The sequence below is a fragment of the Thermosipho africanus Ob7 genome (genome assembly GCF_003351105.1).
Classification (GTDB): Bacteria; Thermotogota; Thermotogae; order Thermotogales; family Fervidobacteriaceae; genus Thermosipho; species Thermosipho africanus.
Genome location: NZ_NKRG01000001.1, coordinates 269,415 through 295,158 on the forward strand (window position 1 = coordinate 269,415; position 25,744 = coordinate 295,158).

The following is a 25,744-nucleotide window of genomic DNA, read 5'->3' on the forward strand; positions in this document are numbered from 1 at the left end:
TATGGAACTAATGAAGTTTTATAGAACTGTGTTAGAATCTATTATTGAAGGTGTAATAATAGTTGATAGTGACGCACGGATCTTGTATATAAACAAGATGGCCGTGCGTCTTTTAAATTTGAAAGATGGATTTTTAGGAAAACATGTGGTTGAAGTTATTCCAAATACAAGACTCCATATAGTTGTAAGAACAGGTATTCCAGAGGTTGATGAGGTGCAAAATGTTGGAGATAACATAATAATTACTTCTAGGATGCCTTTAAAAGATGAAAATGATAATGTTGTTGGTGCTGTTGCAGTATTTAGAGATATAACTAGCATGCGAAAACTTGCAGAGGAAATTACCAATCTTCATCAAATTGAAGCAAGGCTGAAGGCAATAATTGATTCTACATATGATGCTATATCAGTTGCTGATGAAAATGGAAATGTAGTCTTAGTAAATAAAGCTTATACCAAAATTACGGGATTAAAACCTGAAGATGTTATAGGAAAACCTGCAACAGTAGATATTGCTGAAGGTGAAAGTATTCATATGATGATTTCTAAAACTAAAAAGCCAATTTATAATGCAAGGTTAAAGGTTTACCCTTCCAAAAGAGAAGTTATAGTAAATGCTTTACCACTTTTTGTTAAAGGTGAATTTCGTGGGAGTGTTGCTGTTGTTCATGATGTTTCTGAGATTTTAAATTTGACTAAAGAGCTTGAAGCTGTAAAAAGGTATATAAGACATATAAAGGCAAAATATACTTTTGATGATATTATTGGTCAAAGTGAAAAAATGTTAATAGCAAAAGAGCAAGCTAAAAAGGTTGCTAAGACCCCTGCAACGGTATTACTTAGGGGTGAAAGTGGTACGGGAAAAGAGTTATTTGCACATGCGATTCACAATGCAAGTAATAGATCTGATAAGCCATTTGTTACGGTTAATTGTGCGGCGATTCCTGAAAATATGCTTGAGGTTGAATTATTTGGATATGTAGAAGATGCCTTTATGGGCACAAAAGGAGAAAAGGTCGGACTTATTGAAGAAGCAGATGGTGGTACATTATTTTTAGATGAAATTGGTAAGATGCCGCTTTCGTTACAGGCAAAAATTGTTAGGTTTATTGAAAACGGTGAATTTATTCCAGTTGGTTCAAATAGAATAAAAAAGGTAAATGTAAGAATAATTGCATCTACAAATATGGATTTAGAACAAATGCTTAAAAGAAGGGAATTTTTATCGGAGCTTTACTATAGACTAAATGTCTTTCCAATATTTATTCCACCGCTTCGGGAGAGAAAAGAAGATATAGATGAACTTGCAAATCACTTTGTTAAGAAGATAAGCAATCAGTATAGAAGAAATATTACAAAAATTACTGATAATGCTATTTCATATTTAAAGTCATATGATTGGCCTGGAAATGTTAGAGAGCTAGAAAATGTTATTGGCAGGGCAATAATTAATATGTCAATTACAGAGAATATTTTAGATAAAAGGCATTTTCCAACACTCTTTTTGGAAAATACTAATCAAACTAAGTATGAGGGATCTTTAAAATCACTTGTGGAGGATTTTGAAAGAAAGGTTATAGAAGCTGCATTAAGAGAAAATAAAGGTGATAGAAATTTGACAGCAAAAAAGTTAGGTATAAGCTTGAGGACTTTGTACTATAAAATGGAAAAATATGGTTTGATTTAGAAAAAGGAGGGGCCATGCTATGAAAATGGATATACTACTTGAGGGTGGAATAATTAGTGTTCCAAGCAGAGCAAAAGCGACATTTTCTACCATTGTATTGCTTGAAGATGGTGATAGAAAAATTCTTATAGAACCTGGAGATTATGTAACTCATTCAATCTTGGAGGAGGAATTGAAAAAAAGAAATTTAAAGACTGAAGATATTACAGATATTGTACTTACTCACTTTCACCTTGACCATGCTTATAACTCCATCTTTTTTAAAAACGCTACGGTTCATTTGCATGAAAACTTTTTAAAGAAGAATTACGAGAAATTTGGTATGATAGTTGGAAAGCAATACAAGATGATTATAGACTCTTGGAATGCGTTCCAAACATTTAAGGATGGTGATATATTATTTGATAAAATTAATGTGTATCATACACCCTGGCATTCAAAGGAGCATTGTTCTTTTGTTGTAGATACAGAAAATATGGGAAAGGTGTTTTTTGCAGGAGATATTGTTATGACTAGAGTAGAGTTTTATGATATAATGAGAATGCTAAGAGATGACGATTGTGCAAGATTTGTTAGAGAAATGGTTAATAAATGTGATTATTTGGTTTTAACTCACGATAGTGGGGTGTTTTTGGAAAATTGGAGGTGAAAACCGTGAAGGTTGCACTTGTTTCTTATGAAGTATATCCATTTGCTAAAGTAGGGGGACTTGCTGACGTTGTAGGGGCTTTACCAAAATATCTTAAAAAATTTTCAGTTGAACCAATTGTTATAATGCCAAAGCATAAGATCGTAGAAAAAAATGCAGAAAAGTTTTCATATAGTCTAAGAAAGATAAAAGAAAATATTAGTGTTCCAAATTTAAAAACGGATGAAAAATTTGATATTTATCAAACATTTATACCTGGAACACAAATTCCTGTCTACCTTATTGCAAATGATTACTATTTTTCTGCAGAACAAGTATATGAAGGGCCTGATTTGGCCGAACAGGCAATATACTTTTCTGCAGCTGTTTTTGAAGCATTAAAAGTGCTCGGGGAAAAAGTTGATGTTTTACATATCAATGATTGGCAAACGGGATTGGTACCAGTATATTTAAAGACATTGTATAAAGATGATGAGTTTTTCTCAAAGACTGTTGTACTATTGACAATACATAACCTTGGCTATCAGGGAATTTTTGATAGTTCATATATGAATTTTTCAGGTTTACCTGATTATCTATATAACATTGATGGTATTGAGTTTTATGGGAAAATTAACTTCTTAAAGGGTGGAATTTTATTCTCTGATGTTATTAACACAGTAAGTCCTACTTACGCTCAAGAAATTCAAACTAAAGAGTATGGCGAAAAGCTGGATGGTGTATTAAGACTTAGAAGTTCTGATTTGTATGGAATATTAAATGGTATCGATTATGATGAATATAATCCTGAAACGGATAAAAGAATTTATGTAAATTACAGCTTACAAGAGATTGAGAAAAAATATGAAAATAAGAAAATGCTTCAAAAAGAATTGAATCTTCCACAAACTAATGATGTTCCAGTTATTGGTATGATTACGAGACTTGTTGATCAAAAAGGGTTAGATATATTATCAGAGGTTTTAAGATACATTTTAAATATGGATGTTCAATTTGTACTTCTTGGAACGGGTGATAAAAAGTATGAAGAAATGTTTAAAGAGATTGAAAAGGAATTTCCTGATAAAATGTCTGCAAACATTACTTTTGATATAGTACTTGCTCAAAAAATTTATGCTTCAAGCGATATGTTTTTGATGCCTTCAAGGTATGAACCATGCGGTCTTGGCCAAATGTATAGTTTAAGGTATGGTACTATTCCAGTTGTTAGGTATACTGGAGGGCTTGCAGATACGGTTATGGAATATGATGAAGAAGCTATGAAAGGAAATGGTTTCGGGTTTAAGGAATATGATTCGGCATACTTACTAAAGGCCGTTGCAAGGGCAGTTGACTTTTTCAAAAACAAAAAAGGTCACTGGAAAAAATTGATTGAAAATGCTATGAAAACAGATTTATCGTGGGAAAGATCGGCAAATGAATACGTTAAGATATACAATAAAGCTTTGAATAAAAGGCGTTAAGGGAGGATTTAGATATGCCAGAATATAGAAAGGATCCAGTTGTAAGAAGATGGGTTATTATTGCAACTGAACGTGCAAAAAGACCTCATGATTTTACAGTTCCAAAGGAAGAAGCAAAAGGTGGCTTTTGCCCCTTTGATTATGGAAATGAGCACACCACACCACCAGAAATTTTTGCTTTTAGACCAGAAAATACAGAACCTAATTCTCCAGGTTGGTGGGTAAGAGTTGTTCCAAATAAGTTTCCAGCGGTTAATCCAGATATAGAAATCGAAAAATATGGACATGGTATGTATGATGCAATGGCTGGTTTTGGATATCATGAAGTAGTAGTTGAAACACCAGAGCACAGCAGCACTTTTGCATTGTATGATGACAAACAGGCAGAAGAAGTTGTTTGGGCATATGTAAAAAGGTTTAGACAACTTAGAGAAGATAAAAGATTAAAGTATATATTGATATTTAAAAATCATGGTGCACTTGGTGGGGCATCTCTTCCTCATCCACATAGTCAAATTATTGCAATTCCAAGTGTTCCAAAAAGGGTATTGGAGGAGTTAAACGGAGCAAAAGACTATTATGATTATAAGGAAAGATGTGTATTTTGTGATATGATCTCTCAAGAAAAAATAGAAAACCGTAGGATTGTTGAAGAAAATGAGGATTTTATTGCTTTTGCACCATATGCTTCAAGATTTCCATTTGAAGTATGGATTGCTCCGAAGGTTCACTCTCATGATTTTGGAAAGATTGAGGACAGCCAAGTAAAAACATTTGCGATTATTTTAAGGAATACTTTGAAGAGAATATATAAAGTTCTTGATAACCCACCATATAACTTTGTAATTCATACCTCGCCAACTTACGAGGAAGGAAAGATTTATTATCATTGGCATGTTGAAATAATGCCAAGGCTTACGAGAGTGGCAGGTTTTGAGTGGGGCTCTGGCTTTTATATTAATCCTGTTCCACCTGAAGATGCTTCAAAATACTTGAAAAATGTTGAATTATAAAAAAAACAACCGAAGGCAAATGCCTTCGGTTGTTTTATATTTTTATCCTCTTTAGTATGTTATACTCTTCCAATGCTTTGTCATACATTCCAGCCTCTTCGTATAACTGTGCAAGCTTTAAATGTTTTTCTTCATTTAATGGATCCTTATCAACAATTTTTTTATATACTTTTGCTGCCATTTTTTTCAGTCCTAGTATGTAAAAAAGATAAAATCTTACTAGTTTAAATGAAACTACAATTATTGCAAGCATTACTAAGAGCAATATCATTATGTAATTGGTATTATTGCTAGAATTTTGAGATGTACTTGTTTTTTTAGAAGAGTCTTTAATATTGTTTTTTTGTGTATTGTTTAAAATGTTTTCAAGTTTTGATGATAAATTATATTTTTTTATTGAAAGATTTTCTATCGTTAATTTTGCTTTATTTATATCTATATTTTCAGATGTTTCATTTAAGATATTACTTAATTCTACATACTTTTTAAGATCATTTAAATATTTTGAAGTAAATTTTCCACCAATTTTTTCTGCAAATTCTACTATTCTATTAAGAATTGGATATTGGACTTCTTCAAAGTTTTCAATGTTATCCACGATATATTTTAGTATGTTGTACCCAAGATCCTTTGAAAAGTCTTTTTGAGATAGAATATTTATAACTTCGTATGTTAACATAGTAGGATATTTAAGGAAAAAATTTGTAAGGTTTTGGGCGCTTATTTTTTCATCAATTTCTGGATTTGCTATTTTTAGCAAAATAATATTATCAAGAAAAGTGTCATACTCAGGTTTCTCAAGTGTATTTTTAGATATTTCATTTATTTGGGGAAAAAGTTGAAAAATTATTTCAACTTCTGTTGCACTTGGTGTTGTGTTCTTTAAAAAATTCTTAAGTTCTTTTATATCCTGCTTTATTAAAAATGAAAGTCTAGGATCATTCATTAGGGAAATTTTAACTTTTAATTCTTTTCCCATAGTTTCAAGAGAAGTATCAGTTGGATTATCAAGCACATATTCAAGGTAAAGTTTCCAAGCTTCTTTTGGATTTTCTTTGGAAAGATTTATTATTTCATCTTTTGTTACTGAAAATCCGATGATACTTATGAATATTAAAATTAAGACTACAGCTTTACTTTTCATTTTTCCCCCCGATACCGTAAGGTTCATTTTCAACATTCTGATAAGGTTCAACATGAATGACAACATCATAAACTTTATCATTTAAAAGTTTTTTTATTTTATCTTTTATACACAAAGTAAGTTCATGAGATTTTTGAACATTTATTTTAGGATCAACCTCTATATCCATATCAATGTCGAAGCATTCTCCAATTTTCCTAATTCTTATCTTATGTGGATTTTTAACACCTTCACATTCATTACACAAATTGATTATTTCATCGTAAATCCACTCTTCGTCTTTTTTTATTCCATCAAGGAGTGCAACAGCGTTTTCATTAAATATTTCAAATGCTACTTTAATAATTATAACAGACATTATCATTCCAACCAAAGGATCCATGAAAGAAAGACCAATTTTGTTTAAAAGTATTCCAAAAAATACGATCGATGAAAGGAGTATATCATTTCTCATATTTAAAGCTTCTGCTATTAATGAAGGTCTTTTGTATTTTTTGCCAATTCTATATTCTATTATAAACAAAAATGTCTTAAAGATAACTGATATAAGTGTTACAGTTATTGGAATTATTCCTTGTATTAAAGTATAATTATGTGTAACTAATCTTTTGATACTCTCAATTAAAAGTGAAATACCCGCATAAAAAACAATAAATGAAATTATTTTCGCACCTATGTTTTCTATCTTTCTATGCCCGTATGGATGTAGTTTATCTGGTGGTTTTGAAGAAAGTCTTGTTGCAAAGTAAACAATTGATGCCGTTAAGATATCTGTAGCACTGTCAATCCCATCTGCTAAAACAGCCATACTGTTAAATAAGAAACCTATGATTATTTTTAAAGCAGCAAGAAAAGTATTTACTACAACAGCAATGCTTGTTACAATTTTAATGTTTTTTTCCATCAAATCCTCCCTGCTTTAGAAAATATTTGCCTGTAAAACTTGAGACATTATTTTTAGTGCAGCGTTATGCAGCTGCTTATCGTATGAGCCGGTTCCATCTTTGTATAAGTTTACTTTAATATCCCTGTTTCTTAATTCTTCAACTGTGAATAGAACACAAATATTACTAACAAGACCAACAACGTCAACTTCATCTATCGAAAGATTTTCTAATATATTTTCAAGATCTGTCTTATAAAAAGCAGAATACCTTGTTTTTTTGATATAGTAAACGTTGTTGTAGTCATTTAATAATTCTTGTATTTCGCTTACAATCATAGCACCAGATGTATTTTTTATACAGTGTTTTGGCCAAATTTCAAATTCTTTGTCATCTTCATCGTGCCAATCTTGTGTTAATATTATTGGTAAATTTTTGTTTTTTGCCTCTTTTATTAAATCAATAATTTTTGGTATAACTTTTTCTGCTCCTTCAAAGTAAAGTGCGCCACCTTTTTTTGCAAAGTCGTTTTGCATATCAATTATCATTAAGGCTTTCATACTCTCACCTCACAAATTCCTTTTGAAGCCTTCCCCTAGAACATACCTTGACTCGTTTACTATCATAAAAGCGTTAGGATCCACCTTTTTAACAAAATTTATTAATTCCCCAAGCTCTCTTCTTCTAATGGAGACAAAGATAATGTCTCTATCTTTTTTGGTATAACCGCCTTTTCCTTTAAGATATGTGAATCCTCTACCCATGTTTGTTAAGATAAATTCTTCGATTGGTTTATTATTTTCTGAGATTATTGTAACCGTTATTGCAAGTTCTAAACCTTTGAGAACAAAGTCAATTGTAATGCCATTTATAATTATAGCAAGAATTGAGTACATACCAATTTTTGGATTGAAAGCAACGCCAGCAAAGAAACCAATGGTGAAGTCTATTATTAGTAATGTTGTACCCATTGGAGTTGAAAAGAATTTGTTAAATATCTTTGCGAGTATATCAGTACCACCTGTAGAAGCATTTTGTGAGAAGGTTATTGCCATACCAATTGCCGTTAAAATATCTCCAAAAAATACCGCAAGGATCAAGTCTCCTCCATTGTATGTAGGAATATGAATAATTCTATCAAAAAGGTCAATAAAAAAGTTTAATAAGAATGTACAGTATATTGTTTTATAACTAAAATCAAAACCGATGATTAGAAAGGCAATTAAAAATAGAATTCCATTTAAAATATACATCCACACTCCAACGGATAATGGAATAATCGAGTGTAAAATTATAGCAAGACCCGAAGCACCACCAGCTGCTATATTGTTTGGAATTAAAAATATAACTAATCCAAGGGCAGTTAGTATAACTCCTATTGTAGAAAAAATATATTCTTTAATAGTTTCTCTTAATGGAATGTTTTTTGCCATTTTTCTACCCCCTTTATATAATTTTTATTATATCTCCATATAATGGACCTGCGGTAGTTTTTTTTATTTTCACTAGAATTTTTTTGCCAATTAGGCTTTCATCGCCTTCAAAGGCGATAATCTTGTTTCTAATATCTCTTCCATAGAATAATCCGGATTTTGCACGTTCTTCAACTATTACTTCTACTGTTTTATCTAGGTAAGATTCGTTAAGCATTTTGTTTATTTCTTTTTGAAGATTTAAAAGATACGCCATTCTTCTTGTTTTTATTGCACGTGGCACGTTATCTTCAAAATATTTCCATGCAATAGTGCCTTCACGTGGGGAATATATCGCAAGGTTTAATCTTTCAAATTTTATCTCTTCTACTAACTTTACCGTCTGTTGGAAGTCATCTTCAGTTTCATCAGGAAAGCCAACTATAATATCACTTGAAATGGAGGCATCAGGAACTATTTCTCTAATGCTTTTAATTAATTCATAGTACTCTTCTATTGTATAACGTCTATTCATTTTTTTCAAAATTTTATTACTTCCGTGTTGAACAGGAAGGTGTATGCTTTTGGCGATTTTTTCACTACTTGCAATCTCTCTTGCAATATCCAAAGAAAAATCAGTTGGATATGATGTCAAAAACCATATTCTTTCTATATTTTCAATATTTTTGGTTTCATTTAAAAGTTTTGCAAGTGATGTACCATCATTTAAGTCTTTTCCATATGCATCTACATTTTGTCCAAGATATGTAATTTCTCTTACTCCATTTAGAGAGAGGTTTTTAACTTCTTGGAGAATATCTTCCATTTTTCTTGATTTTTCACGGCCTCTTGTATATGGAACTATACAGTAAGTGCAAAATCTATTACAACCATATATAATAGTTATCCAAGCATGATGTTTTGAATTTCTTTTTAAAATATTTCTATAATCTATTTCATCTAATTTATCATCGAATATTGCTGCTTTTTTTCCTTTTATTGAAAGTTCAACTGCTTCAGGTATTCTTGATATTGCGCGTGTTCCAATAACAAAATTTACTCCTCTTTTAAAAAGGTCTTCTTTTAGTTTTTCAGCACCACATCCCATAACTCCTATTTTTTTATTCTTTTTTCTTAATTCACCTATAGTACTGAGAAATTTATCTTCTGCTTTTTTTCTAACAACACATGTATTTAATATTACAATATCTGCTTCATTTTCATTTTCAGCAGATTCATAACCTTCCTGTTCAAGATAATATCTTGCAACTTCACTATCATTTTCATTCATTTGACAGCCATATGTTTTAATAAAGAATTTCATTTTTTCCCTCCTAACAATAATTATCGAGATAATTTTAACATTTTAAAAATAACTTTCTACAAATTAAATATAACAGAAGTGTTAAATGTGTTAGAATTATTATGGGGGGATTTGAAAAAATGAGAATTAGAGAAATTGATGTTTCAAGAGGTATTTTAATATTGATGATTATTTTTGTTCATTCATATATTCCCTATTCTCTGGCAGTTTATTTTTCTTACATTTTAGCCAGTTTTATGTTTATTTCTGGATACTTATTCAAGGATGGAAAATTTAGTAAAAAGTTTGAAAAAATATTATTAAACCTTTTAATACCATTTGTTTTTTTAAGTTTAGTTGGATACATCATTTATTACATTTTGAATATATTTATAGAATATAGCAATAGTGTTTTTTCAAATTTTTTAAATTTTGTTATTTTTGGATATTCAACATTTGATGTTCCGGTAAATGTCCTTCCTTTATGGTATTTGTATATGTTTGCAGTTGCTGAATTAATTTTTATATTATTTATTAAGTTAAGAATAATCCATTTTATACCTATATTATCAATTTTGTCAACCCTTTTAATTAATGTACAGACGAAGTTCTTTAAGATTGGTGTTGCACTTCATGGATTAATTTGGTTTTATTTAGGATATATTTTGAAAAACAGAGGTTTTAAATTTAAATTTAAAAATCCATTTTTGCTTTTTATAATTTTTTCTGGTTTATTAGCTGTAGTTGCAACATTTAACGGATTTGATGATTGGAGAATAAATAGCTATGGAAATTATCCTCTACTTTCCTATGTTGGAGAATTTTCGTCTGTTATAATAATTATTTCTCTTGCACAAATGATAAAAAACGATAAAATCAAAAGATTTTTTGAGTTATTTGGTAAAAATACAATATTTCTACTTGGTTATCATATTGTGTTGCCAGGTACTTTAGCAATATTTATAAAAGACCCTGTGCAATTTTTGGAAAAGTATTGGTTCATATATTATATTTTGGCTGTTTTTATACTATACTTATTTTTAAAAATTGTTCCTGAGAATTTAATCTATTTACTTGAGGGAAGGTTTTATTTATTGAAGAATTCATCAAGTATTGCTGAGAATAAATATTTTAAAAAACAGAATGGTTAAAAAAAGAGATGTGATTTAAAAATTTTATGTATTAGAAATCAAAAAGTGGCTTTGGTTTATACCAAAGCCACTTTTTTAAAAGAATAGTATAAATTATTTTTTTACTATACTTATATCATCAAAGTAGATTGTTGTTGGTTTGTCAAGACCTAATTGGAAGCTAAAGTTTACTATTTCGTCTGCATCTTCAGGATGAGTGTATTCAAATGTAAATGTTTGCCATTCAGTTGTAAGATCATATGTTAATATGTACGGTTCTGGTAAATATGAAGACCATGGTTCGTGATTTTGTGCTATATTTAACCAAATTTTTCTTGCAATATCTGCTTTTGCTTTAAATGAAACTTCATATGTTGCTCCTCTTTCAAGTTTTATCCATTGGTTAAATTGAATGTGCCATGTTTCTCCTCCGGGGTATTTAACTTTTAAATATGCATATCCATCTTTTACGCCATAACTTGAAACTCTTGCATTACTTATGTTGTAATCACTTGCTTGCCATATCCACCATCTATATGGATTTTCTGGATCATTTGTTATTGGTTCATCAAATGTTCCGTTATTAATTACTAAATCTACTTCAGGAGTTACAGAAGTTGTTTCATTTTCATCTAAAACTGTTGTTGTGCTTTCTTCAACTGCATTTTCTTGTTGAGATGTTACAGGAGCAGGAATATTATTAAATATAAATCCTCCAATTAGTAAGACAGAAAGAAGACCAATTGATATGTAAAAAAGAATTTGGTTAGTAGACATTTTTTCACTCCTCCTAATTATTTTTCTATAAATTTTACATTATCTATATAGATTGTTGCATCTGTAGCGGAAAGTCCAAATTCAAAACCAACTTTTACATAAACTTCTTCAGGATTCCAAGGATCCCAACCAGATAAATCTACATCAAAACTAAAAGAAGTACTATCAGGTGTTAGTGCAATAATTTGGTCCAAATTAGCTGTTGGCCACCAGTCATCACCTGGATTATCTGGATCATTTGGTGCATGAAGAGTTACAACTACATGCATTTCTGTATTAGTATCGGCTGAAGCATCAAAACTTAATGTATAAATAGTGTTTGTTGCTCCATTTACAAATTGTGCTAATTGGAGCATCCACCAATGTGGTTGGTTGTCCCCAGAATCAATTCCCCTTGAGTTAACAGTTGTTTGGAATACTTCATTAGAATTAATTGTAGCATCCATAGATGCTCTTGCCCAGTCTGAAACTACAGTAAACCATTTTGATAATGTGGTTGTTGATGCTGTTAAGTTATCAAACAAAAGTGGTTCTGAAAAATCGCCGTTTACAATTAAGTTTACTGGTTCATTTTCACTATCTTTATTGGTTGGAAGACTTACACAGCCAGAAAAAACAAAGAATAATCCTACAGTTAAAAATAATGCCAAAAAAACTTTTTTCTCATAATTTCACCTCCTAGAATTTTTAAAAGTTAAATGAAAGTTCTAGAGCCCCTGAAATTGCATACGGATTTTTGTTTTCCCATGAAATTGAAGGGACAACTAATATATCGTTATATTTGTAATTAGAATAGAAATTTAAATTAATATTTGAACTTTGCGAATTATAATCAATATTACTTCCGAATTGGTAATTATTATTTAAGGTGTATAAACCAGATAAGTCTATTTCAAAGTATTGAAAATTAGAAACATCTGGGGTAAATGATAATGTTAAATCGGCTTTTTCAATTTTTGTATTAAAACCAAATGTTAATTTTTTCAAATTACTATTTAAAATATCATATTTAAAATATCCAAGAATCTTTGAATTACTATACGGTATTTCAATCCCGGTTTCTAAATTTGAATAATTGTTATAAAAAACAGAATTTACTATAATAAAATTTTCAAGATTTAAATTCAATGATAAAACGTTAACTTTGGGATTATCTGAATTTGAATAACTGGGATCAATTGCAACGTATAAATTGCCTATTTCAAATGGTATTTCAGCTGAAATATTTCCGCCAAGCCATAAATCATTACCAAGAGTGGAAACTCTAAAATTTTGAATTTTTGTCCCTAAAAAAATGTTTGCAAAACCAAAATTAAAAATACCGTAAGCCTGATCAATTGTGAACATGTAAGGGTAAGTTGAATTTTGTGATAAGAAACCTATAAAATAAGACTTACCCTTTACACCTACGTACATAAAGTTATTAGTTGTAAACGTTGAAAGTTTTGGAGAAGAATCTACTGAAAATTTTACACTTATGTTCCCATCAAAAATAACTTCTTCAGCAAAGAAAAATGAAAATAATAAAAACGATAACATCAAGGTTAACAGTTTTCTCATTTTAAAACCTCCTTAAATAAATAAAATTTCAAAATCTCTTTACTCAAGATAACAATAACAAATGTAACTGTTACATACAAAATTTCAAAAATTAAGGTAAAGAATAGATATTATCAGAAGCTAATAATGAATTAGTGCTTTTTATGAAATTTAAAGAGTATTTTATTAAATATATTGTTAATAAAAAAAGCTCCAGCTTTAAAGCTGGAGCTTGATATTGTTAAAATATCTTTTTATTATCGATTTTTTTCAGGTATTATTAAATTAGCTAATATTCCTACCAAAGCAGCTAAGGCAAGACCTTTTAACTCAACTGTTCCTATTTTTATACTTGCCCCACCGATACCTATTGTCAGTATTAATGAAGCAACTATTAGATTTTTTGGTTTTGAAAAATCTACTTTTTCATTCACGATAGTTCTTATACCAACAGAGGCAATCATACCAAACAGTATTAAACTTACTCCTCCAATAACTGGTTGTGGAATAGTTTGTAATATACTTCCAAATTTTGATAAAAATGACATAAATATTGCAAAAACTGCAGCGAGCCTTAGTATAGATGGATCGTATACCTTAGTTAGTGCAAGAACTCCTGTATTTTCACTGTATGTTGTATTTGCAGGTCCACCTAAGAAACCCGCGACCATTGTTGCGACTCCATCACCTATTAAGGTTCTATGAAGTCCCGGTTTTTCTAAAAAGTTTTTTCCAACAACCGCTCCATTTGTTGTTATATCTCCTATGTGTTCCATGAAAGTTGCAAGTGCTACTGGAGCAATTAATAGAATTGATGATAAATCAAATTTTGGAAACATAAACTTTGGGATAGAAATCCAACTGCTATTTATGATAGGAGAAAACTCAACATTTCCTGTAATTATAGCAACTAAATATCCAACACTAACACCAATTAGTACCGGAATTAGGTTAAAGAATCCTTTGAAAACTGTTGAAGCAAGAATTACGGAAACAATTACTGTTATTGAAATTCCCCAATTTTGAGAAGCCCAATTTATTGCAACTGGACTTAAGCTTAAACCAATAACCATAATCATTGGACCAGTAACAACAGGTGGGAATAGTTTTTTAATTTTTTTAATACCTATTATTTTGACCAGTGTTGCAAGTAATAGATATACAAATCCAGCAGCAACAATACCACCACTTGCATATCTTAAATCTCCAGTTTGTGATTTGACAATTAAAATAGGACCAATAAAAGCAAAACTTGAACCTAGAAATACTGGTACTTCTTTTTTAGTTAAAAAGTGGAAAATCAAAGTTCCAATTCCTGCGGTAAATAGAGCAACAAGGGGATCAAAACCTGTGAGGAGGGGAACTAAAACAGTAGCACCAAACATAGCAATGAAATGTTGAAGAGCTAAAACGAACTTTTGCGGACCTTCTACCTTAGAATAAAACTCAACAGTTTCTTGTAAATCGATCATACCCATATTCCTCCTTTCTGGCCTCACTGGGCCAAATTAAAGGCGCCTTCTGTGGATTTATATCATAAAAAATCTATTTTGTCAATACATATTTTTAAGTTGAATGTAGAATTTTGTTACATTAAATTTGTAAATAATTTAATTTATAAGACAAGATAAGATAATGGAAGTGTGGTATAATAAAACACAAAGTAAAAGCTAATTAGGAGGTGTCTTAATGGTTAGATTAAGGTTTGCTCCAAGCCCTACTGGATATTTACATGTTGGTGGTGCAAGAACAGCTTTATTTAACTTTTTATACGCGAGAAAAATGAATGGTAAGTTTATTTTAAGAATTGAAGATACAGATTTGGAAAGATCTGAAAAAGAATTTGAAGAAGGTTTAATAGAATCAATGAAGTGGTTAGGTTTAAATTGGGACGAAGGGCCAGATGTTGGTGGTGGATATGGCCCATATAGACAGAGCGAAAGACTTGATATTTACAACAAATATGCCCAAAAACTTGTAGAAGAAGGAAAAGCATACAAAGTATATGCTTACCCTGAAGAAATAGAAAAATTAAGAGAAGAGCTTCTTTCACAAGGAAAAGCTCCTCATTATACACGTGAAATGCTTGAAAGTTTTACAACTCCTGAAAGGATAAAGGAATACGAAGAGAAGGGTTTAAAACCAGCTATATATTTTCAAATGCCAAGAAAAGAATATGTTTTAAATGACATTGTAAAGGGTCAAGTTGTATTTAAAGAAGGTACATTAGGAGACTTTGCGATTATTAGAAGCAATGGAGTTCCGATATACAACTTTGCATGTGTTATTGACGATTATCTAATGAAAATTACACATGTTATAAGAGGTGACGATCATCTTTCAAATACAGTTAAGCAACTTGCTATTTACGAAGCTTTAGGATGGAATCCACCAGAATTTGGACATGTTTCAATGATTCTTGGACCAGATGCTAAAAAATTAAGTAAAAGGCACGGTGCAACATCGGTTGAAGAGTTTAAGGAAAGAGGTTATTTACCACAAGCTGTAGTAAACTTTTTAGCACTTCTTGGATGGTCACACCCAGAAGGAAAGGAAATTATGTCTTTAGAAGAATTAATTAGTGCATTTTCTTTGGATAGATTGGGGAAAAATCCTGCAATTTTTGATCCACAAAAATTAAAATGGATGAATGCTGAGCATTTCAGACATTTAAGTGATGAAGAAATGCTTGAAGTTTCAAAGCCTTACTTGGAAAAGTTTGCAAGAGAAGAAGAAATAAATGAAAGAAAAGAGTGGATTATAAGACTTCTTAAAGCGATTAAGGATAGAGTTGAAGAATTAAGTCAGATACCAGAACTAGTAGAATTTTTCTTTGTAGAACCAGAAAATAAAGTAGAATTGTCAGATGAAGTAAAGCAAGTATATAGTGAATTAGTAAAGGAAATAGAAAACATTGAACAGTGGGATGAAAAGAATATTTATCAAGCGTTTAAAAATGCAATGAAGAAAGGAAAAGTTAAAGGAAAAGACTTTTATATGAATCTTAGGATTGTATTAACTGGAAGAGAAGAAGGTCCAGAATTAATTGATATAGTTTATCTTCTAGGAAAGGAAAATATTGTTAAAAGGATTCAAAAACAACTGGGGTGATTTAGTATGGCTATATATATAACAAACACTGAAACGGGAAAAAAAGAAGAGCTTAAAACAATTGAACCTGGCGTTGTAAAAATGTATGTTTGTGGACCAACTGTGTATAACTATATACATATTGGAAATGCAAGGCCTGCAGTGGTTTTTGATGCGTTCAGGCGTTTTTTAGAATATAGAGGTTATAAGGTTATAATGGTTCAAAATTTTACTGATATTGATGATAAAATTATCAACGAAGCAAATGAATGGGGCGTTGATTTTAAAGACGTTGCAGATACATTTATTGCAGAGTACTGGAAAGACGCACAAAGTTTGGGGATACGTGCAGCAAATTTTCATCCAAGAACAACCGATTATGTTAATGAGATTGTAGAGGCTGTTGAAAAGTTGATTTCAAAAGGGTATGCATATACTGCTGAAAATGGCGATGTGTATTTTAGTGTTAAAAAATTTGAGAGGTATGGAAAACTTTCTGGTAAAAAAATTGAAGATTTAATTTCGGGTGCAAGAGTTGAAGTAAATACATTGAAAAAAGATCCTCTTGACTTTGCACTTTGGAAGGCTGTAAAACCTGGAGAACCTAATTGGGATAGTCCATGGAGTTGTGGAAGACCAGGGTGGCATATAGAATGTTCAGTTATGTCTCAAAAGCTTTTGGGAGATACATTTGATATTCATGCTGGTGGAGAAGATTTGATCTTTCCACATCATGAAGATGAAAAGGCACAGAGTGAAGCGCTGACTGGAAAGCCTTTTGCAAGTTATTGGATGCATAATGGAATGATAATTACTCGTGGAGATAAAATGAGTAAGTCAATAGGAAATGTATTTTTGGTCAGAGAAGCTGTTAAAAGATATGGAAAAGATGCAGTAAAGCTATTTTTACTTTCAAAGCATTATAGAACTCCTATAGAATTTTCGGATGAAATTATGATGGAAAATAAAAAAGCAGCTTTAAAGGTATTAAAAACCCTAAATAGATTTGAAGAAAAGTATCCGTATCCAAAAGTTCCAAAGCGTGATGAATATATGAATGATATTGAGCAAAAATTTGTAGAAGCGCTTGAAGATGATTTTAATACCCCAAAAGCAATTGCACTTATATTTGACCTTTCAAAAGAATTAAATAAAGCAATGGATGAAGGGAAAGATGATGAAGCACTAAAGAGATATCATCTTATTACAAGAGTTTTTGGAAGCATTCTTGGGTTATTTGAAGGTGGAGTGAAAATTTCAGAAGGTGAAAATACAAATAAAGTAATTGAAGAGATATTAAAGGTAAGACAGGAATTTAGAAAAGCTAAGAATTTTGAAGCTGCTGATAAAATTCGCGATGCACTGTTAAATTCCAATGTTAAGATATTAGATACTCCTGATGGTACAAAGTGGGAGATTTTGGAGGTGGAGGAATGAGATTTTCGAGGCTTTATGCACCAACACTCAGGGAAGATCCATCAGATGCAGAAATTCCAAGTCAAGCACTACTTCAAAGAGCTGGTTTTATTAGAAAGATCGCAGCAGGAGTTTACACATATCTTCCACTTGCAAGGAGAACTCTTTTGAAAATTGAGAATATAGTTAGGGAAGAAATGGATAAAATTGGTGCTCAAGAAATACTTATGCCTATAATTCAGCCTGCAGAGCTTTGGCAAAGAAGTGGACGATGGGATGATTATGGCCCTGAAATGATGAAGTTAAAAGACAGGCACAATAGAGATTTTACGTTGGGTCCAACACATGAAGAGCTTGTTACTGAATTGATTAGAAATGAATTGAATTCATATAAACAGCTTCCAGTTTCTTTATATCAGATAACTACGAAATTTAGGGATGAAATTAGACCTAGATTTGGTGTCTTACGTGCAAGAGAATTTATTATGAAAGATGCATACAGTTTTCATGACTCATGGGAGTCGCTGGATGAGACTTATCAATTATTTAAAGATGCATATTCAAAAATAATGGAAAGAATTGGATTGAGATATTCTGTAATAGAAGCGGCAACTGGAGCAATTGGTGGTAATGAATCTCATGAATTTGTTGCTTTTGCAAATACTGGAGAGAGTAATGTTTTATATTGTGATTGTGGGTATGCAGGAAGTGATGAAAGGGTACCGTATAAAGGAGATTACGAAAAAGATGATGAAGCTGAAAAGACTTTAGAAAAGGTATATACGCCAAATGTGAGAACTGTTGAGCAAGTAGCAGAATTTTTAAACGTTCCAATTAGAAAGATAGTTAAATCTTTAGTCTTTAAGGGACGTGATGGATTTGTTATGGCTCTTGTTCCTGGAGATAGAGAACTTAATTTTGAAAAGTTAAAGGCATACTTAGGTGATCAATCATTGCAGATGGCAGAAGCCGAAGAAATTCTTGAAGAGTTTGGAGTTCCAATAGGATTTTTAGGGCCGGTTGGAGCAGATAAGGTTAGAATAGTTGCAGATTATGGAATTAAATATATGAAAAACTTTGTTGTGGGTGGAATGGAAAAAGATTATCACTATTTAAATGTAAATTTAGATAGGGACTTTAAGGTTAATGAATGGACTGATTTGGTAGTAGTTCAAATTGGTGATCCATGTCCTGTTTGTGGGAAACCTTTGAAAGGCGAAAAAGGTATTGAACTAGGTCATATATTCAAGCTTGGAACAAAGTATTCAGACTCAATGGATGTAAAATATATGGATAAAGATGGTAAAATGAAGTCATTTATTATGGGATGTTACGGATGGGGAATTTCAAGAACTTTAGGTGCAATAGTTGAACAGCTCCATGATGATGATGGAATAATTTGGCCTCGTTCAGTTGCACCATATGAAGTGGACATTGTTGTAGTTGGAAAGGAAAAGGAAAAAGAATTTTCTGAAAAGTTGTACAGTTATTTATTAGATAAAGGTGTTGATGTAATTATTGACGATAGAAACGTATCGCCAGGTGTTAAGTTTAAAGATGCGGATTTAATAGGATTTCCAATAAGAATTACTGTGGGTAGGAAATTAAAAGAAGGAAAAGTAGAAATAAAAGAAAGAGGGAAAGAAGCGATATTGGTTGATGCAAATATGGAGCAAATTTTAAATGCTATAAATGAGATGTAAATATTGACTTTTGAACAAAATTAATGTATCATATATTTGACCCCTACTCGGTAGGTGGATTAGTCCCCTACTTGGTAGTGGGAATAAAGTATGGAGGTGCAAAGATATGAACAAAGAGGAAATCATTAAGGAATTTCAAATTCACGAGGGTGATACTGGAAGTACAGAAGTACAAATTGCTCTTTTAACTGCAAGAATTAAACACTTAACAGAGCACTTGAAAAAACATCCAAAAGATTATCACTCAAGAAGAGGACTTATGAAACTTGTCGGAAGAAGAAGAAAAATTTTGAAATATTTAAGAAACAAGGATCCAGAATCATACAAGAATGTAATTCAAAAATTAGGATTAAGAAAATAATCGAAAAATGGGGAGGTGAAATTACCTCCCCAATTTTTTAGAAGGAGGAAGATAGATGAAGCTTAGCGATTTTGATTATTACTTGCCAGAGGAGTTGATTGCTCAAACTCCTGCAGAACCGAGAGATTCTTCTAGATTGATGGTGTTAAATAGAAAAGAAAAAACAATTGAGCATAGAATTTTTAGAGATATTGTTGAGTATTTAAAGCCTGGAGATTTGCTAGTTAGAAATATTACAAAAGTAATTCCTGCAAGGCTATATGGTGTAAAAGAAACGGGAGCCAGAGTTGAAATTTTACTTTTAGAGAAAATAAGTGAAGGTGTTTGGGAGGCGTTGGTAAAACCGGGCAGTAAAGTTAAAAAGGGAACCAAAATTATTTTATCTGAAGGCGTTGAAGTAATATGTAAAGATTATTCACAGCAAGGAGCAAGAATCTTAGAGTTTAATTGCAGTGATGATAAATTATTTGAACTTGGAAATGCACCACTACCACCATATATAAAGAATCAGAAAGTTCCGTTTGAAAGATATCAAACAGTATATTCAAAAGAAACTGGGTCGGTTGCAGCACCTACAGCTGGGCTTCATTTTACAGAAGAACTTCTTGAAAGGTTAAGGAATAAAGGTTTGGAATTTGCAGACTTAATCTTACATGTTGGACTTGGGACTTTTAGACCAGTAAAGGTTGAAGATATAAGAGAGCATAAAATGCATTCAGAAAGGTACTATGTGCCAGCTGAAACGGTTAAAAAGATAAGAGAAACAAGGAAGAATAAAGGAAGAATAATAGCAGTTGGGACAACCAGTGTAAGAACTCTTGAGACAATTGCAAGACTTCCTAATCAAGAAAGCTACCATGGAAAAACTGATATATTTATTTATCCACCTTTTGAATTTAAATTGACAGATGCAATAATCACGAATTTTCATCTTCCAAAATCTACACTTTTAATGCTTGTTGCTGCTTTTGCAGGAAAAGATTTTATTCTAGAAGCTTATAATACCGCGGTAAAGATGAAGTATAGATTTTTCTCGTTAGGTGATGCATGTTTTATTTACTAAAATGTAAAAGTATTTAAAAATTCGCAATGCGAATTGTAACTTTAGTAAGACTATTTAAAAGAAAAATAAATATAATTTATGTTATAATCAAAATACGAATAAATTTCTTAATTTTTCGGAGGTGGATATAGAGTGAATATAAACTCAGATTTAGAAAGATTTATAGAATATATAAACACTCAAAATATATCAGAGAGTACCAAGAAAAATTATGTTAATATGGTTGATTCGTTTTTAAAATTTGTAGAAGGTAATGTAACGAGCGAAAACGTTAGAAAATGGCTTTCAAAAATAAAAGAAAATTACAAGTCAACAGCGTGGAGACAATATTTTGTTCCTTTGAGAGCTTTTTTACAAAGATTTTATCCACTAATTTATTCAGAAGTAGTAGAAGATTTAAAAGTTCCTTATAAAAAGGCAGATTACGAAATGATAAATTACTTAGATTTTTGGAAATTATATGAAGAAGCGGAAAAAATGGCAAAACACGGCAACGAAAAGTATGTGCTTTTAGTTGGGCTTGCCGGTATTTTAGGGTTGAAATCTGGAGACATTGTAAAGCTTAAAGGAACAGATATAAGAGGAAACTATTTGTATGTCTCAGATGAAAATTATGAAGTAGAAATTGTGCCACCGATTGATAAGTGGTTGAAAAAATACGAAGGAAAGGATGAATATTTAATTTCGACAGGAGATGGAGAAGCAGTAAAACCTTCTTACCTTGCTTTAATGCTAAGGGGACTTCAAAAAAAGGTTGATATAAGTCTGAAAAGACCATTGTCGGTTGAAATATTAAGAAATGTTGCTGTTGCAAGGCAAGTTATTGCACAACCTTCACTACCGTATGTTATGGACTTATTTAAATATAGCTCAACAAAAACAATAGAAGATATTGCAAGATATATAACCGAGAGTGGAGATTTGAGAACAATTTTATCAATAGAAGTTGTTGATGAAATGGAACCTGTTTTGGAATTTTTTAATAAATTATCAATTCCTGTTAGAAAGATAGAAAATGCATATATTGTATCAAGAACAGCTTATATTAAAAGAGGAGATAAATTTTCAAGGTTAAATACATTGTTTGTAGTAAGAAATCTTGATGGATGGCAAGAATATATTGAAAAGTTGGGGTATGAAGTGAAAAGAAAACCAAACGATAACTTCTTTATTTTCTTGGCTGGAAAGTTAAGAGTAGCATTTTTAGAGCTAAATGATATATAAAATAAAAAATGCCTGATCATATGGTCAGGCATTTTTTATATACTCTTTTTTAACAAAAGGACTAGTAAACGCCCTAAGTGCTGCACCATAGGAAAGATGAAATTTTAAGGTGTCTCCAATAGAATATTTTTTATTAGAATCTGTGTAATCTATTATTGTATGGTCACTTGATGCGTGAAGTACTTTTAATTTTTCATCGAATGGTTTGAGGCCCGAAGAATCAATATCTTGCTCACCAATTGCTAATATTATTCTATTTCTCCATCCAAAATCTTCAAAATGCGGAATTCTGCCCATAGAATCTCTTCCGATTTTTCCCACAGGAACAGATGGTTTATAATCAACTTCAATTACTTCAGCTTCTAAAATTATTGTATCTTGTGAAAGGTATGGAATATCTCTGTTTCCAGTTGCATCGGTACCTAGTAATATCCCTTCACCTATTCTAAATTGATTTATTTTAGAAGGTAGTTCATTGTTTTCTATAAGTGATAAAGTTACGGTGCTCCCCCCAGAAATTTTAAGATTTGTGTTTAGTTTGCCGTCAAGATAATCTTTTATTTCTACGAGAATATTTAAATTTTCTTTCGTTGGTAAAACACCACCAAAGCATCCAACGTTTGTCCCAATTCCAACAATTTTAGCCATTTTTAACTTTTTAGCTACTTTTTCTATTGTATAAGCAGCTTTTTCATACCAAATTCCTTCCCTTAAGTCTCCAACATCTATCATGTAGATCAATTCAATATTTTTATCATATTTTTTTGCAATTTCATCAATCATATATGCAACTTTTTCTTCGGAAATTAATATTTCATCGGTTAAAAGTACTGCATCTTCCAATTCTGATGGCATAGGGATTCTTAAAAGTTGAAAAGGTCCAGGTACATTATTTTCAATCATTCTTTTAATATTTTTTAATCTTGATTCACCTAACTTTATTACCCCGGCATCTTTAAGTGTTTTTGCAATGATTGGATCGCCTAAAGTTAGTTTAGTTACGGCAACAAGTTCAATATTAAGTTTTGAGAGTGTTTCAAGTAGTTTTTCTGCATTTTCTCTAATTTTTTTGAGGTTAACAAACAACTTAGGGAAATCCACTTTTCCCCCTCCCCATTCTTAAAGGTACAACTTAATTTTAATCTAATTTTTGTTTTTTGTAAATAAAAAAGGCGGAGAGAAATCCGCCTTATTCACCAGCAATATCAAGTTCACTTATTAAAATACTTGGAGTTATTATTCCATAGAAGATTTTTGAGTCATTTCCAACTGCTTCAACTTTTTCAAATAGTTGTAAGAAATTTCCAGAGATGGTTATTTGCTCTATAGGATGGGATATTTCTCCATTAATTACTCTAAAGCCTCTTGCACCGAGTGAGAAATTTCCAGATATTGGATTTGCACCTGAATGCATTCCATCTACACCTATAATTACTATTCCATCATCTAATTTTTTTAGGAGGTTTTCAAAGTCATATTCTCCACTTTCTACAAGTAAATTTATTGGTCTAATTGAACCACCAAGGGAATTTCCAGTTGGTTCAGTGTTATCTTTTTTTGCAGTTTTTAAATCGTATAAGAAACTCTTTAATATTCCGTTTTCTATTATTGGTGTTTCTTTTGTTGGAACCCCTTCATCGTCAAAAGGCCTATTTGAAATACTGTTTTTATAGTAAGGAACATCTTTAATATTTAAAATTGTACTTGCAATCTTTTGGTTTTGTTTTCCCTTTAATGGGGACATATTTTTTTGAACATTTTCTGCTGAAATCATGCTAATAAGAAGGCTGAGCATATCTTCAAAAGCGGTATTTTTGATTATTACTCTGTACTTACCGCTTTTAACAGATTTTGCGCCAAGTAAACTTAGTGCATTTTGACAAGCAGTTTTTCCAATTTTTTCTGGATCAAGATCAGAAAATTTAGTTCCAACTTCCATCCATAATCCAGAATGTGTTGATTCGTCTTTTGATACTGCCATTGCATAGCTATATCCACCATCTGCAGTCGTTGAAACATCAAGCCCTAAAGTATTTGAAATTTTTTTTGAAACTTTAAAATTATTGTACATTGCATAAGGGACCATAACTATTCTATCATCACATTTTGCACTGTTATAGAGCTTTTTGACAAATTCTATTTTTTCTGAAACGCTTGTTTTTTCAAAACTTCCATTGTAAAGATCCATTTCAATGTATTTGCCGGTTCCATCATAGAAAAATTCTTCATCTTCACTATCTGTTAACTCCCAGTTTTTTAGGGCTTCTTCAAATAATTTTTCTGGATTTTCTAGTTGTTCAGTATAAACTCTTCCTATCTTTCCATCTTTTAAAATTTTTATAGAAACTGAAAATTTTGAAGCGTCTGTATATTGATCTATATCATCATTAGCATATCTTAGTGAAAATTCTGAACTTTCTGATAGATCAATCTGAGCTTCAAATCCTTTTTCTTTTGCAATAGAAAATAATTTTTCTTTAAATTCGTTGTATGTCATTTGTTTCGCCCCCCAACGATTATTTCTGAAACTCTTATTGTAGGTTGTCCTACATCTGCAGGAACAGCTCCTGAAATTGATCCACAAACTCCTTGACCTCTACCAACATCGTTTCCGACCATATCAATTTTTTGAATTATTTCATATCCTTTTCCAATAAGTGTTGCTCCCTTAACTGGTTTTGTAATCTTACCTTTTTCAATTAAATATGCTTCATTAACTGCAAAATTAAATTCACCAGTACTTGGGTTAACTGAGCCCCCACCCATTTCTTTTGCATAAAGACCGTATTCAGTTGCTGCTATAATTTCTTCAGGGTGGTAATCACCAGGTAGTATAAATGTATTACTCATTCTGGAAGTTGGAGCAAATGTATAATCTTGTCTTCGAGCACTTCCTGTGCTTTCCATTCCCATTCTTCTTCCACCTAATTTATCAATTAAATATCCAACTAACACACCTTTATCTATAAGAAGGTTTCTTCTTGTTGGTGTTCCCTCATCATCTACATTTGCTGAACCCCAAGCATTTGGTATTGTTGCATCATCAACAGCTGATACACATTCAGCGGCAACTTTTTGACCTAATTTTCCAGCAAAAACTGATGCCCCTTTTGCAACAGAAGTTGCTTCAAGTGCATGTCCAACTGCTTCGTGGAATATAACACCACCAAATTCATTTGAAATAATTACTGGCATTTTACCTGCAGGTGCTGGTTCGGCATCTACCATTCTTGCAGCGATCCTTGCAGCTCTTTTTGCAGCTTCTTCAACGTCTATTCTATCAAATAGTTCAAATCCCATGCTTGTTCCTGGTCCATAAAAGCCTCTTTCCATATTACCATTATGTTCGGCTATAGCATTAATCATAAGTCTTGCTTTTACACGTCTATCTTCTGCCCAAACCCCTTCAGAGTTTGCAATTAATACTTCTTGATCGTATTCCCAGAACCATACTTGAACTTGCTTAATTAATTGTGAATAATTTTTGGCTGATTCGTACGCTTTTTTCATTACTTTTACTTTTTCTGTTTTTTCAACATCTCTTGGGTATAAATATATAACATGCCTGTTTTTTAATTTTTTGTTATCAAAGTCTAAAGTTAAATCATTAATTTTAACTTCAGATAAAGCTTCTCCTACTCTTTTTGCTACAGATAATAAATTTTCTTTTTCAAAAACATTAGTATATGCATATATTGCCTTTTTTCCAAGAAATCCTCTAATACCGACACCAGAGATGTTATTAGTATTTGCTTTTTGAATTTTTCCATCTGTAAGTTCTATCCTGTTTTCATATTTGTTTTCTACAAAAACTTCTGCAAAGTCTCCCCCATATTTTAATACTGTGCCAATAATATCTTTTATTAAAGATTGATTTAACACTATT

Annotated in this window: 23 protein-coding genes; 11 read left to right on the forward strand and 12 right to left on the reverse strand. The window is 31.3% G+C overall.

The window, feature by feature from the left end; genetic code table 11:
- Nucleotide 1 precedes the first annotated feature (1 nt).
- Genes OB7_RS01400 through galT form a run of 4 tightly spaced genes read left to right on the forward strand, consistent with a single transcriptional unit; the run spans nucleotide 2 to nucleotide 4,812 of the window.
- A complete protein-coding gene (locus OB7_RS01400; RefSeq protein ID WP_114702309.1) occupies nucleotides 2-1,687 on the forward strand; it encodes a sigma-54 interaction domain-containing protein in 1,686 nt (561 codons plus the stop codon).
- 19 nt (nucleotides 1,688-1,706) lie between these two features.
- The gene (locus tag OB7_RS01405) at nucleotides 1,707-2,336 is read left to right on the forward strand and encodes an MBL fold metallo-hydrolase (RefSeq protein ID WP_004103896.1); all 630 of its coding nucleotides are present in this window, start codon (nucleotides 1,707-1,709) and stop codon (nucleotides 2,334-2,336) included.
- A gap of 5 nt (nucleotides 2,337-2,341) precedes the next feature.
- Entirely contained in the window at nucleotides 2,342-3,799 is a 1,458-nt protein-coding gene (locus OB7_RS01410; protein ID WP_114702310.1) for a glycogen synthase, read from the forward strand.
- 14 nt (nucleotides 3,800-3,813) lie between these two features.
- Nucleotides 3,814-4,812: a galactose-1-phosphate uridylyltransferase gene (gene galT / locus OB7_RS01415; protein ID WP_004103892.1), complete on the forward strand. Its 999-nt coding sequence runs from the start codon at nucleotides 3,814-3,816 to the stop codon at nucleotides 4,810-4,812.
- 34 nt (nucleotides 4,813-4,846) lie between these two features.
- Here the strand turns inward: galT and OB7_RS01420 are convergent, their stop codons facing one another.
- The 5 genes from OB7_RS01420 to miaB are packed head-to-tail and all read right to left on the reverse strand — an operon-like array spanning nucleotide 4,847 to nucleotide 9,576.
- The gene (locus OB7_RS01420; protein WP_114702311.1) at nucleotides 4,847-5,956 is read right to left on the reverse strand and encodes a tetratricopeptide repeat protein; all 1,110 of its coding nucleotides are present in this window, start codon (nucleotides 5,954-5,956) and stop codon (nucleotides 4,847-4,849) included.
- Nucleotides 5,946-6,860: a cation diffusion facilitator family transporter gene (locus OB7_RS01425; protein WP_114702312.1), complete on the reverse strand. Its 915-nt coding sequence runs from the start codon at nucleotides 6,858-6,860 to the stop codon at nucleotides 5,946-5,948. Before OB7_RS01425 ends, OB7_RS01420 begins: the two co-directional genes overlap by 11 nt.
- 15 nt (nucleotides 6,861-6,875) lie before the next feature.
- Nucleotides 6,876-7,400 (reverse strand): cysteine hydrolase family protein, encoded by a 525-nt coding sequence (locus OB7_RS01430; protein WP_114702313.1) that lies wholly within the window; start codon nucleotides 7,398-7,400, stop codon nucleotides 6,876-6,878.
- Between the two features lie 9 nt (nucleotides 7,401-7,409).
- On the reverse strand, nucleotides 7,410-8,273 hold the full coding sequence (locus tag OB7_RS01435; RefSeq protein ID WP_114702314.1) for a YitT family protein: 864 nt from the start codon (nucleotides 8,271-8,273) through the stop codon (nucleotides 7,410-7,412).
- 13 nt (nucleotides 8,274-8,286) lie between these two features.
- Complete coding sequence (gene miaB, locus OB7_RS01440; protein ID WP_114702315.1) at nucleotides 8,287-9,576, reverse strand: tRNA (N6-isopentenyl adenosine(37)-C2)-methylthiotransferase MiaB; 1,290 nt, start codon at nucleotides 9,574-9,576, stop codon at nucleotides 8,287-8,289.
- A 119-nt stretch (nucleotides 9,577-9,695) separates the two neighbouring features.
- On the opposite strand from miaB, the gene OB7_RS01445 reads away from it, so the two are divergent.
- Nucleotides 9,696-10,706, forward strand: coding sequence for an acyltransferase family protein (locus OB7_RS01445; protein WP_249030985.1), 1,011 nt, complete (start codon nucleotides 9,696-9,698; stop codon nucleotides 10,704-10,706).
- Between the two features lie 93 nt (nucleotides 10,707-10,799).
- On the opposite strand, the gene OB7_RS01450 is transcribed toward OB7_RS01445, so the two are convergent.
- The 4 genes from OB7_RS01450 to OB7_RS01465 form a co-directional block, all read right to left on the reverse strand.
- Nucleotides 10,800-11,462: a carbohydrate binding domain-containing protein gene (locus tag OB7_RS01450; protein WP_114702317.1), complete on the reverse strand. Its 663-nt coding sequence runs from the start codon at nucleotides 11,460-11,462 to the stop codon at nucleotides 10,800-10,802.
- Nucleotides 11,463-11,479: 17 nt separating this feature from the next.
- Complete coding sequence (locus tag OB7_RS01455) at nucleotides 11,480-12,112, reverse strand: DUF4627 domain-containing protein (protein ID WP_114702318.1); 633 nt, start codon at nucleotides 12,110-12,112, stop codon at nucleotides 11,480-11,482.
- A gap of 37 nt (nucleotides 12,113-12,149) precedes the next feature.
- Nucleotides 12,150-13,022, reverse strand: a complete 873-nt coding sequence (locus tag OB7_RS01460) for a hypothetical protein (protein WP_114702319.1) — start codon at nucleotides 13,020-13,022, stop codon at nucleotides 12,150-12,152.
- 236 nt (nucleotides 13,023-13,258) lie between these two features.
- On the reverse strand, nucleotides 13,259-14,473 hold the full coding sequence (locus tag OB7_RS01465; protein WP_114702320.1) for a uracil-xanthine permease family protein: 1,215 nt from the start codon (nucleotides 14,471-14,473) through the stop codon (nucleotides 13,259-13,261).
- A 217-nt stretch (nucleotides 14,474-14,690) separates the two neighbouring features.
- On the opposite strand from OB7_RS01465, the gene gltX reads away from it, so the two are divergent.
- The 6 genes from gltX to OB7_RS01495 all read left to right on the forward strand — a co-directional run bounded on the left by gltX (nucleotide 14,691) and on the right by OB7_RS01495 (nucleotide 21,858).
- A complete protein-coding gene (gltX, locus tag OB7_RS01470) occupies nucleotides 14,691-16,112 on the forward strand; it encodes a glutamate--tRNA ligase (RefSeq protein ID WP_114702321.1) in 1,422 nt (473 codons plus the stop codon).
- 6 nt (nucleotides 16,113-16,118) lie between these two features.
- Nucleotides 16,119-17,528, forward strand: coding sequence for a cysteine--tRNA ligase (gene cysS, locus OB7_RS01475; protein WP_114702322.1), 1,410 nt, complete (start codon nucleotides 16,119-16,121; stop codon nucleotides 17,526-17,528).
- Nucleotides 17,525-19,210 carry a proline--tRNA ligase gene (locus OB7_RS01480; protein WP_012579466.1) on the forward strand — a complete coding sequence of 562 codons (1,686 nt, stop codon included), beginning with the start codon at nucleotides 17,525-17,527 and terminating at the stop codon, nucleotides 19,208-19,210. The genes cysS and OB7_RS01480 overlap by 4 nt, the downstream gene beginning before the upstream one ends.
- 106 nt (nucleotides 19,211-19,316) lie before the next feature.
- The gene (gene rpsO / locus OB7_RS01485; protein WP_004103868.1) at nucleotides 19,317-19,571 is read left to right on the forward strand and encodes a 30S ribosomal protein S15; all 255 of its coding nucleotides are present in this window, start codon (nucleotides 19,317-19,319) and stop codon (nucleotides 19,569-19,571) included.
- 55 nt (nucleotides 19,572-19,626) lie between these two features.
- Nucleotides 19,627-20,634: a tRNA preQ1(34) S-adenosylmethionine ribosyltransferase-isomerase QueA gene (gene queA, locus OB7_RS01490; protein WP_012579465.1), complete on the forward strand. Its 1,008-nt coding sequence runs from the start codon at nucleotides 19,627-19,629 to the stop codon at nucleotides 20,632-20,634.
- Nucleotides 20,635-20,766: 132 nt separating this feature from the next.
- Complete coding sequence (locus OB7_RS01495) at nucleotides 20,767-21,858, forward strand: site-specific integrase (protein WP_114702323.1); 1,092 nt, start codon at nucleotides 20,767-20,769, stop codon at nucleotides 21,856-21,858.
- Nucleotides 21,859-21,882: 24 nt separating this feature from the next.
- Here OB7_RS01495 and OB7_RS01500 read toward each other — a convergent pair whose 3' ends face one another.
- The 3 genes from OB7_RS01500 to OB7_RS01510 all read right to left on the reverse strand — a co-directional run bounded on the left by OB7_RS01500 (nucleotide 21,883) and on the right by OB7_RS01510 (nucleotide 25,740).
- Nucleotides 21,883-22,959, reverse strand: coding sequence for an alanine/ornithine racemase family PLP-dependent enzyme (locus OB7_RS01500; RefSeq protein ID WP_114702324.1), 1,077 nt, complete (start codon nucleotides 22,957-22,959; stop codon nucleotides 21,883-21,885).
- Nucleotides 22,960-23,047: 88 nt separating this feature from the next.
- Nucleotides 23,048-24,355 (reverse strand): TldD/PmbA family protein, encoded by a 1,308-nt coding sequence (locus OB7_RS01505; protein ID WP_114702325.1) that lies wholly within the window; start codon nucleotides 24,353-24,355, stop codon nucleotides 23,048-23,050.
- Nucleotides 24,352-25,740, reverse strand: a complete 1,389-nt coding sequence (locus OB7_RS01510; protein ID WP_114702326.1) for a TldD/PmbA family protein — start codon at nucleotides 25,738-25,740, stop codon at nucleotides 24,352-24,354. The genes OB7_RS01505 and OB7_RS01510 overlap by 4 nt, the downstream gene beginning before the upstream one ends.
- Between the last annotated feature and the right edge of the window lie 4 nt (nucleotides 25,741-25,744).

Coding starts and splice junctions, on each gene's coding strand:
- OB7_RS01465 (WP_114702320.1), bottom strand. CDS start 14,473: ATGATCGATTTACAAGAAACTGTTGAGTTTTATTCTAAGGTAGAAGGT.
- OB7_RS01400 (WP_114702309.1), top strand. CDS start 2: ATGGAACTAATGAAGTTTTATAGAACTGTGTTAGAATCTATTATTGAA.
- cysS (WP_114702322.1), top strand. CDS start 16,119: ATGGCTATATATATAACAAACACTGAAACGGGAAAAAAAGAAGAGCTT.
- OB7_RS01505 (WP_114702325.1), bottom strand. CDS start 24,355: ATGACATACAACGAATTTAAAGAAAAATTATTTTCTATTGCAAAAGAA.
- OB7_RS01450 (WP_114702317.1), bottom strand. CDS start 11,462: ATGTCTACTAACCAAATTCTTTTTTACATATCAATTGGTCTTCTTTCT.
- rpsO (WP_004103868.1), top strand. CDS start 19,317: ATGAACAAAGAGGAAATCATTAAGGAATTTCAAATTCACGAGGGTGAT.
- OB7_RS01460 (WP_114702319.1), bottom strand. CDS start 13,022: ATGAGAAAACTGTTAACCTTGATGTTATCGTTTTTATTATTTTCATTT.
- galT (WP_004103892.1), top strand. CDS start 3,814: ATGCCAGAATATAGAAAGGATCCAGTTGTAAGAAGATGGGTTATTATT.
- OB7_RS01420 (WP_114702311.1), bottom strand. CDS start 5,956: ATGAAAAGTAAAGCTGTAGTCTTAATTTTAATATTCATAAGTATCATC.
- gltX (WP_114702321.1), top strand. CDS start 14,691: ATGGTTAGATTAAGGTTTGCTCCAAGCCCTACTGGATATTTACATGTT.
- OB7_RS01405 (WP_004103896.1), top strand. CDS start 1,707: ATGAAAATGGATATACTACTTGAGGGTGGAATAATTAGTGTTCCAAGC.
- OB7_RS01425 (WP_114702312.1), bottom strand. CDS start 6,860: ATGGAAAAAAACATTAAAATTGTAACAAGCATTGCTGTTGTAGTAAAT.
- OB7_RS01430 (WP_114702313.1), bottom strand. CDS start 7,400: ATGAAAGCCTTAATGATAATTGATATGCAAAACGACTTTGCAAAAAAA.
- miaB (WP_114702315.1), bottom strand. CDS start 9,576: ATGAAATTCTTTATTAAAACATATGGCTGTCAAATGAATGAAAATGAT.
- OB7_RS01445 (WP_249030985.1), top strand. CDS start 9,696: ATGAGAATTAGAGAAATTGATGTTTCAAGAGGTATTTTAATATTGATG.
- OB7_RS01435 (WP_114702314.1), bottom strand. CDS start 8,273: ATGGCAAAAAACATTCCATTAAGAGAAACTATTAAAGAATATATTTTT.
- queA (WP_012579465.1), top strand. CDS start 19,627: ATGAAGCTTAGCGATTTTGATTATTACTTGCCAGAGGAGTTGATTGCT.
- OB7_RS01480 (WP_012579466.1), top strand. CDS start 17,525: ATGAGATTTTCGAGGCTTTATGCACCAACACTCAGGGAAGATCCATCA.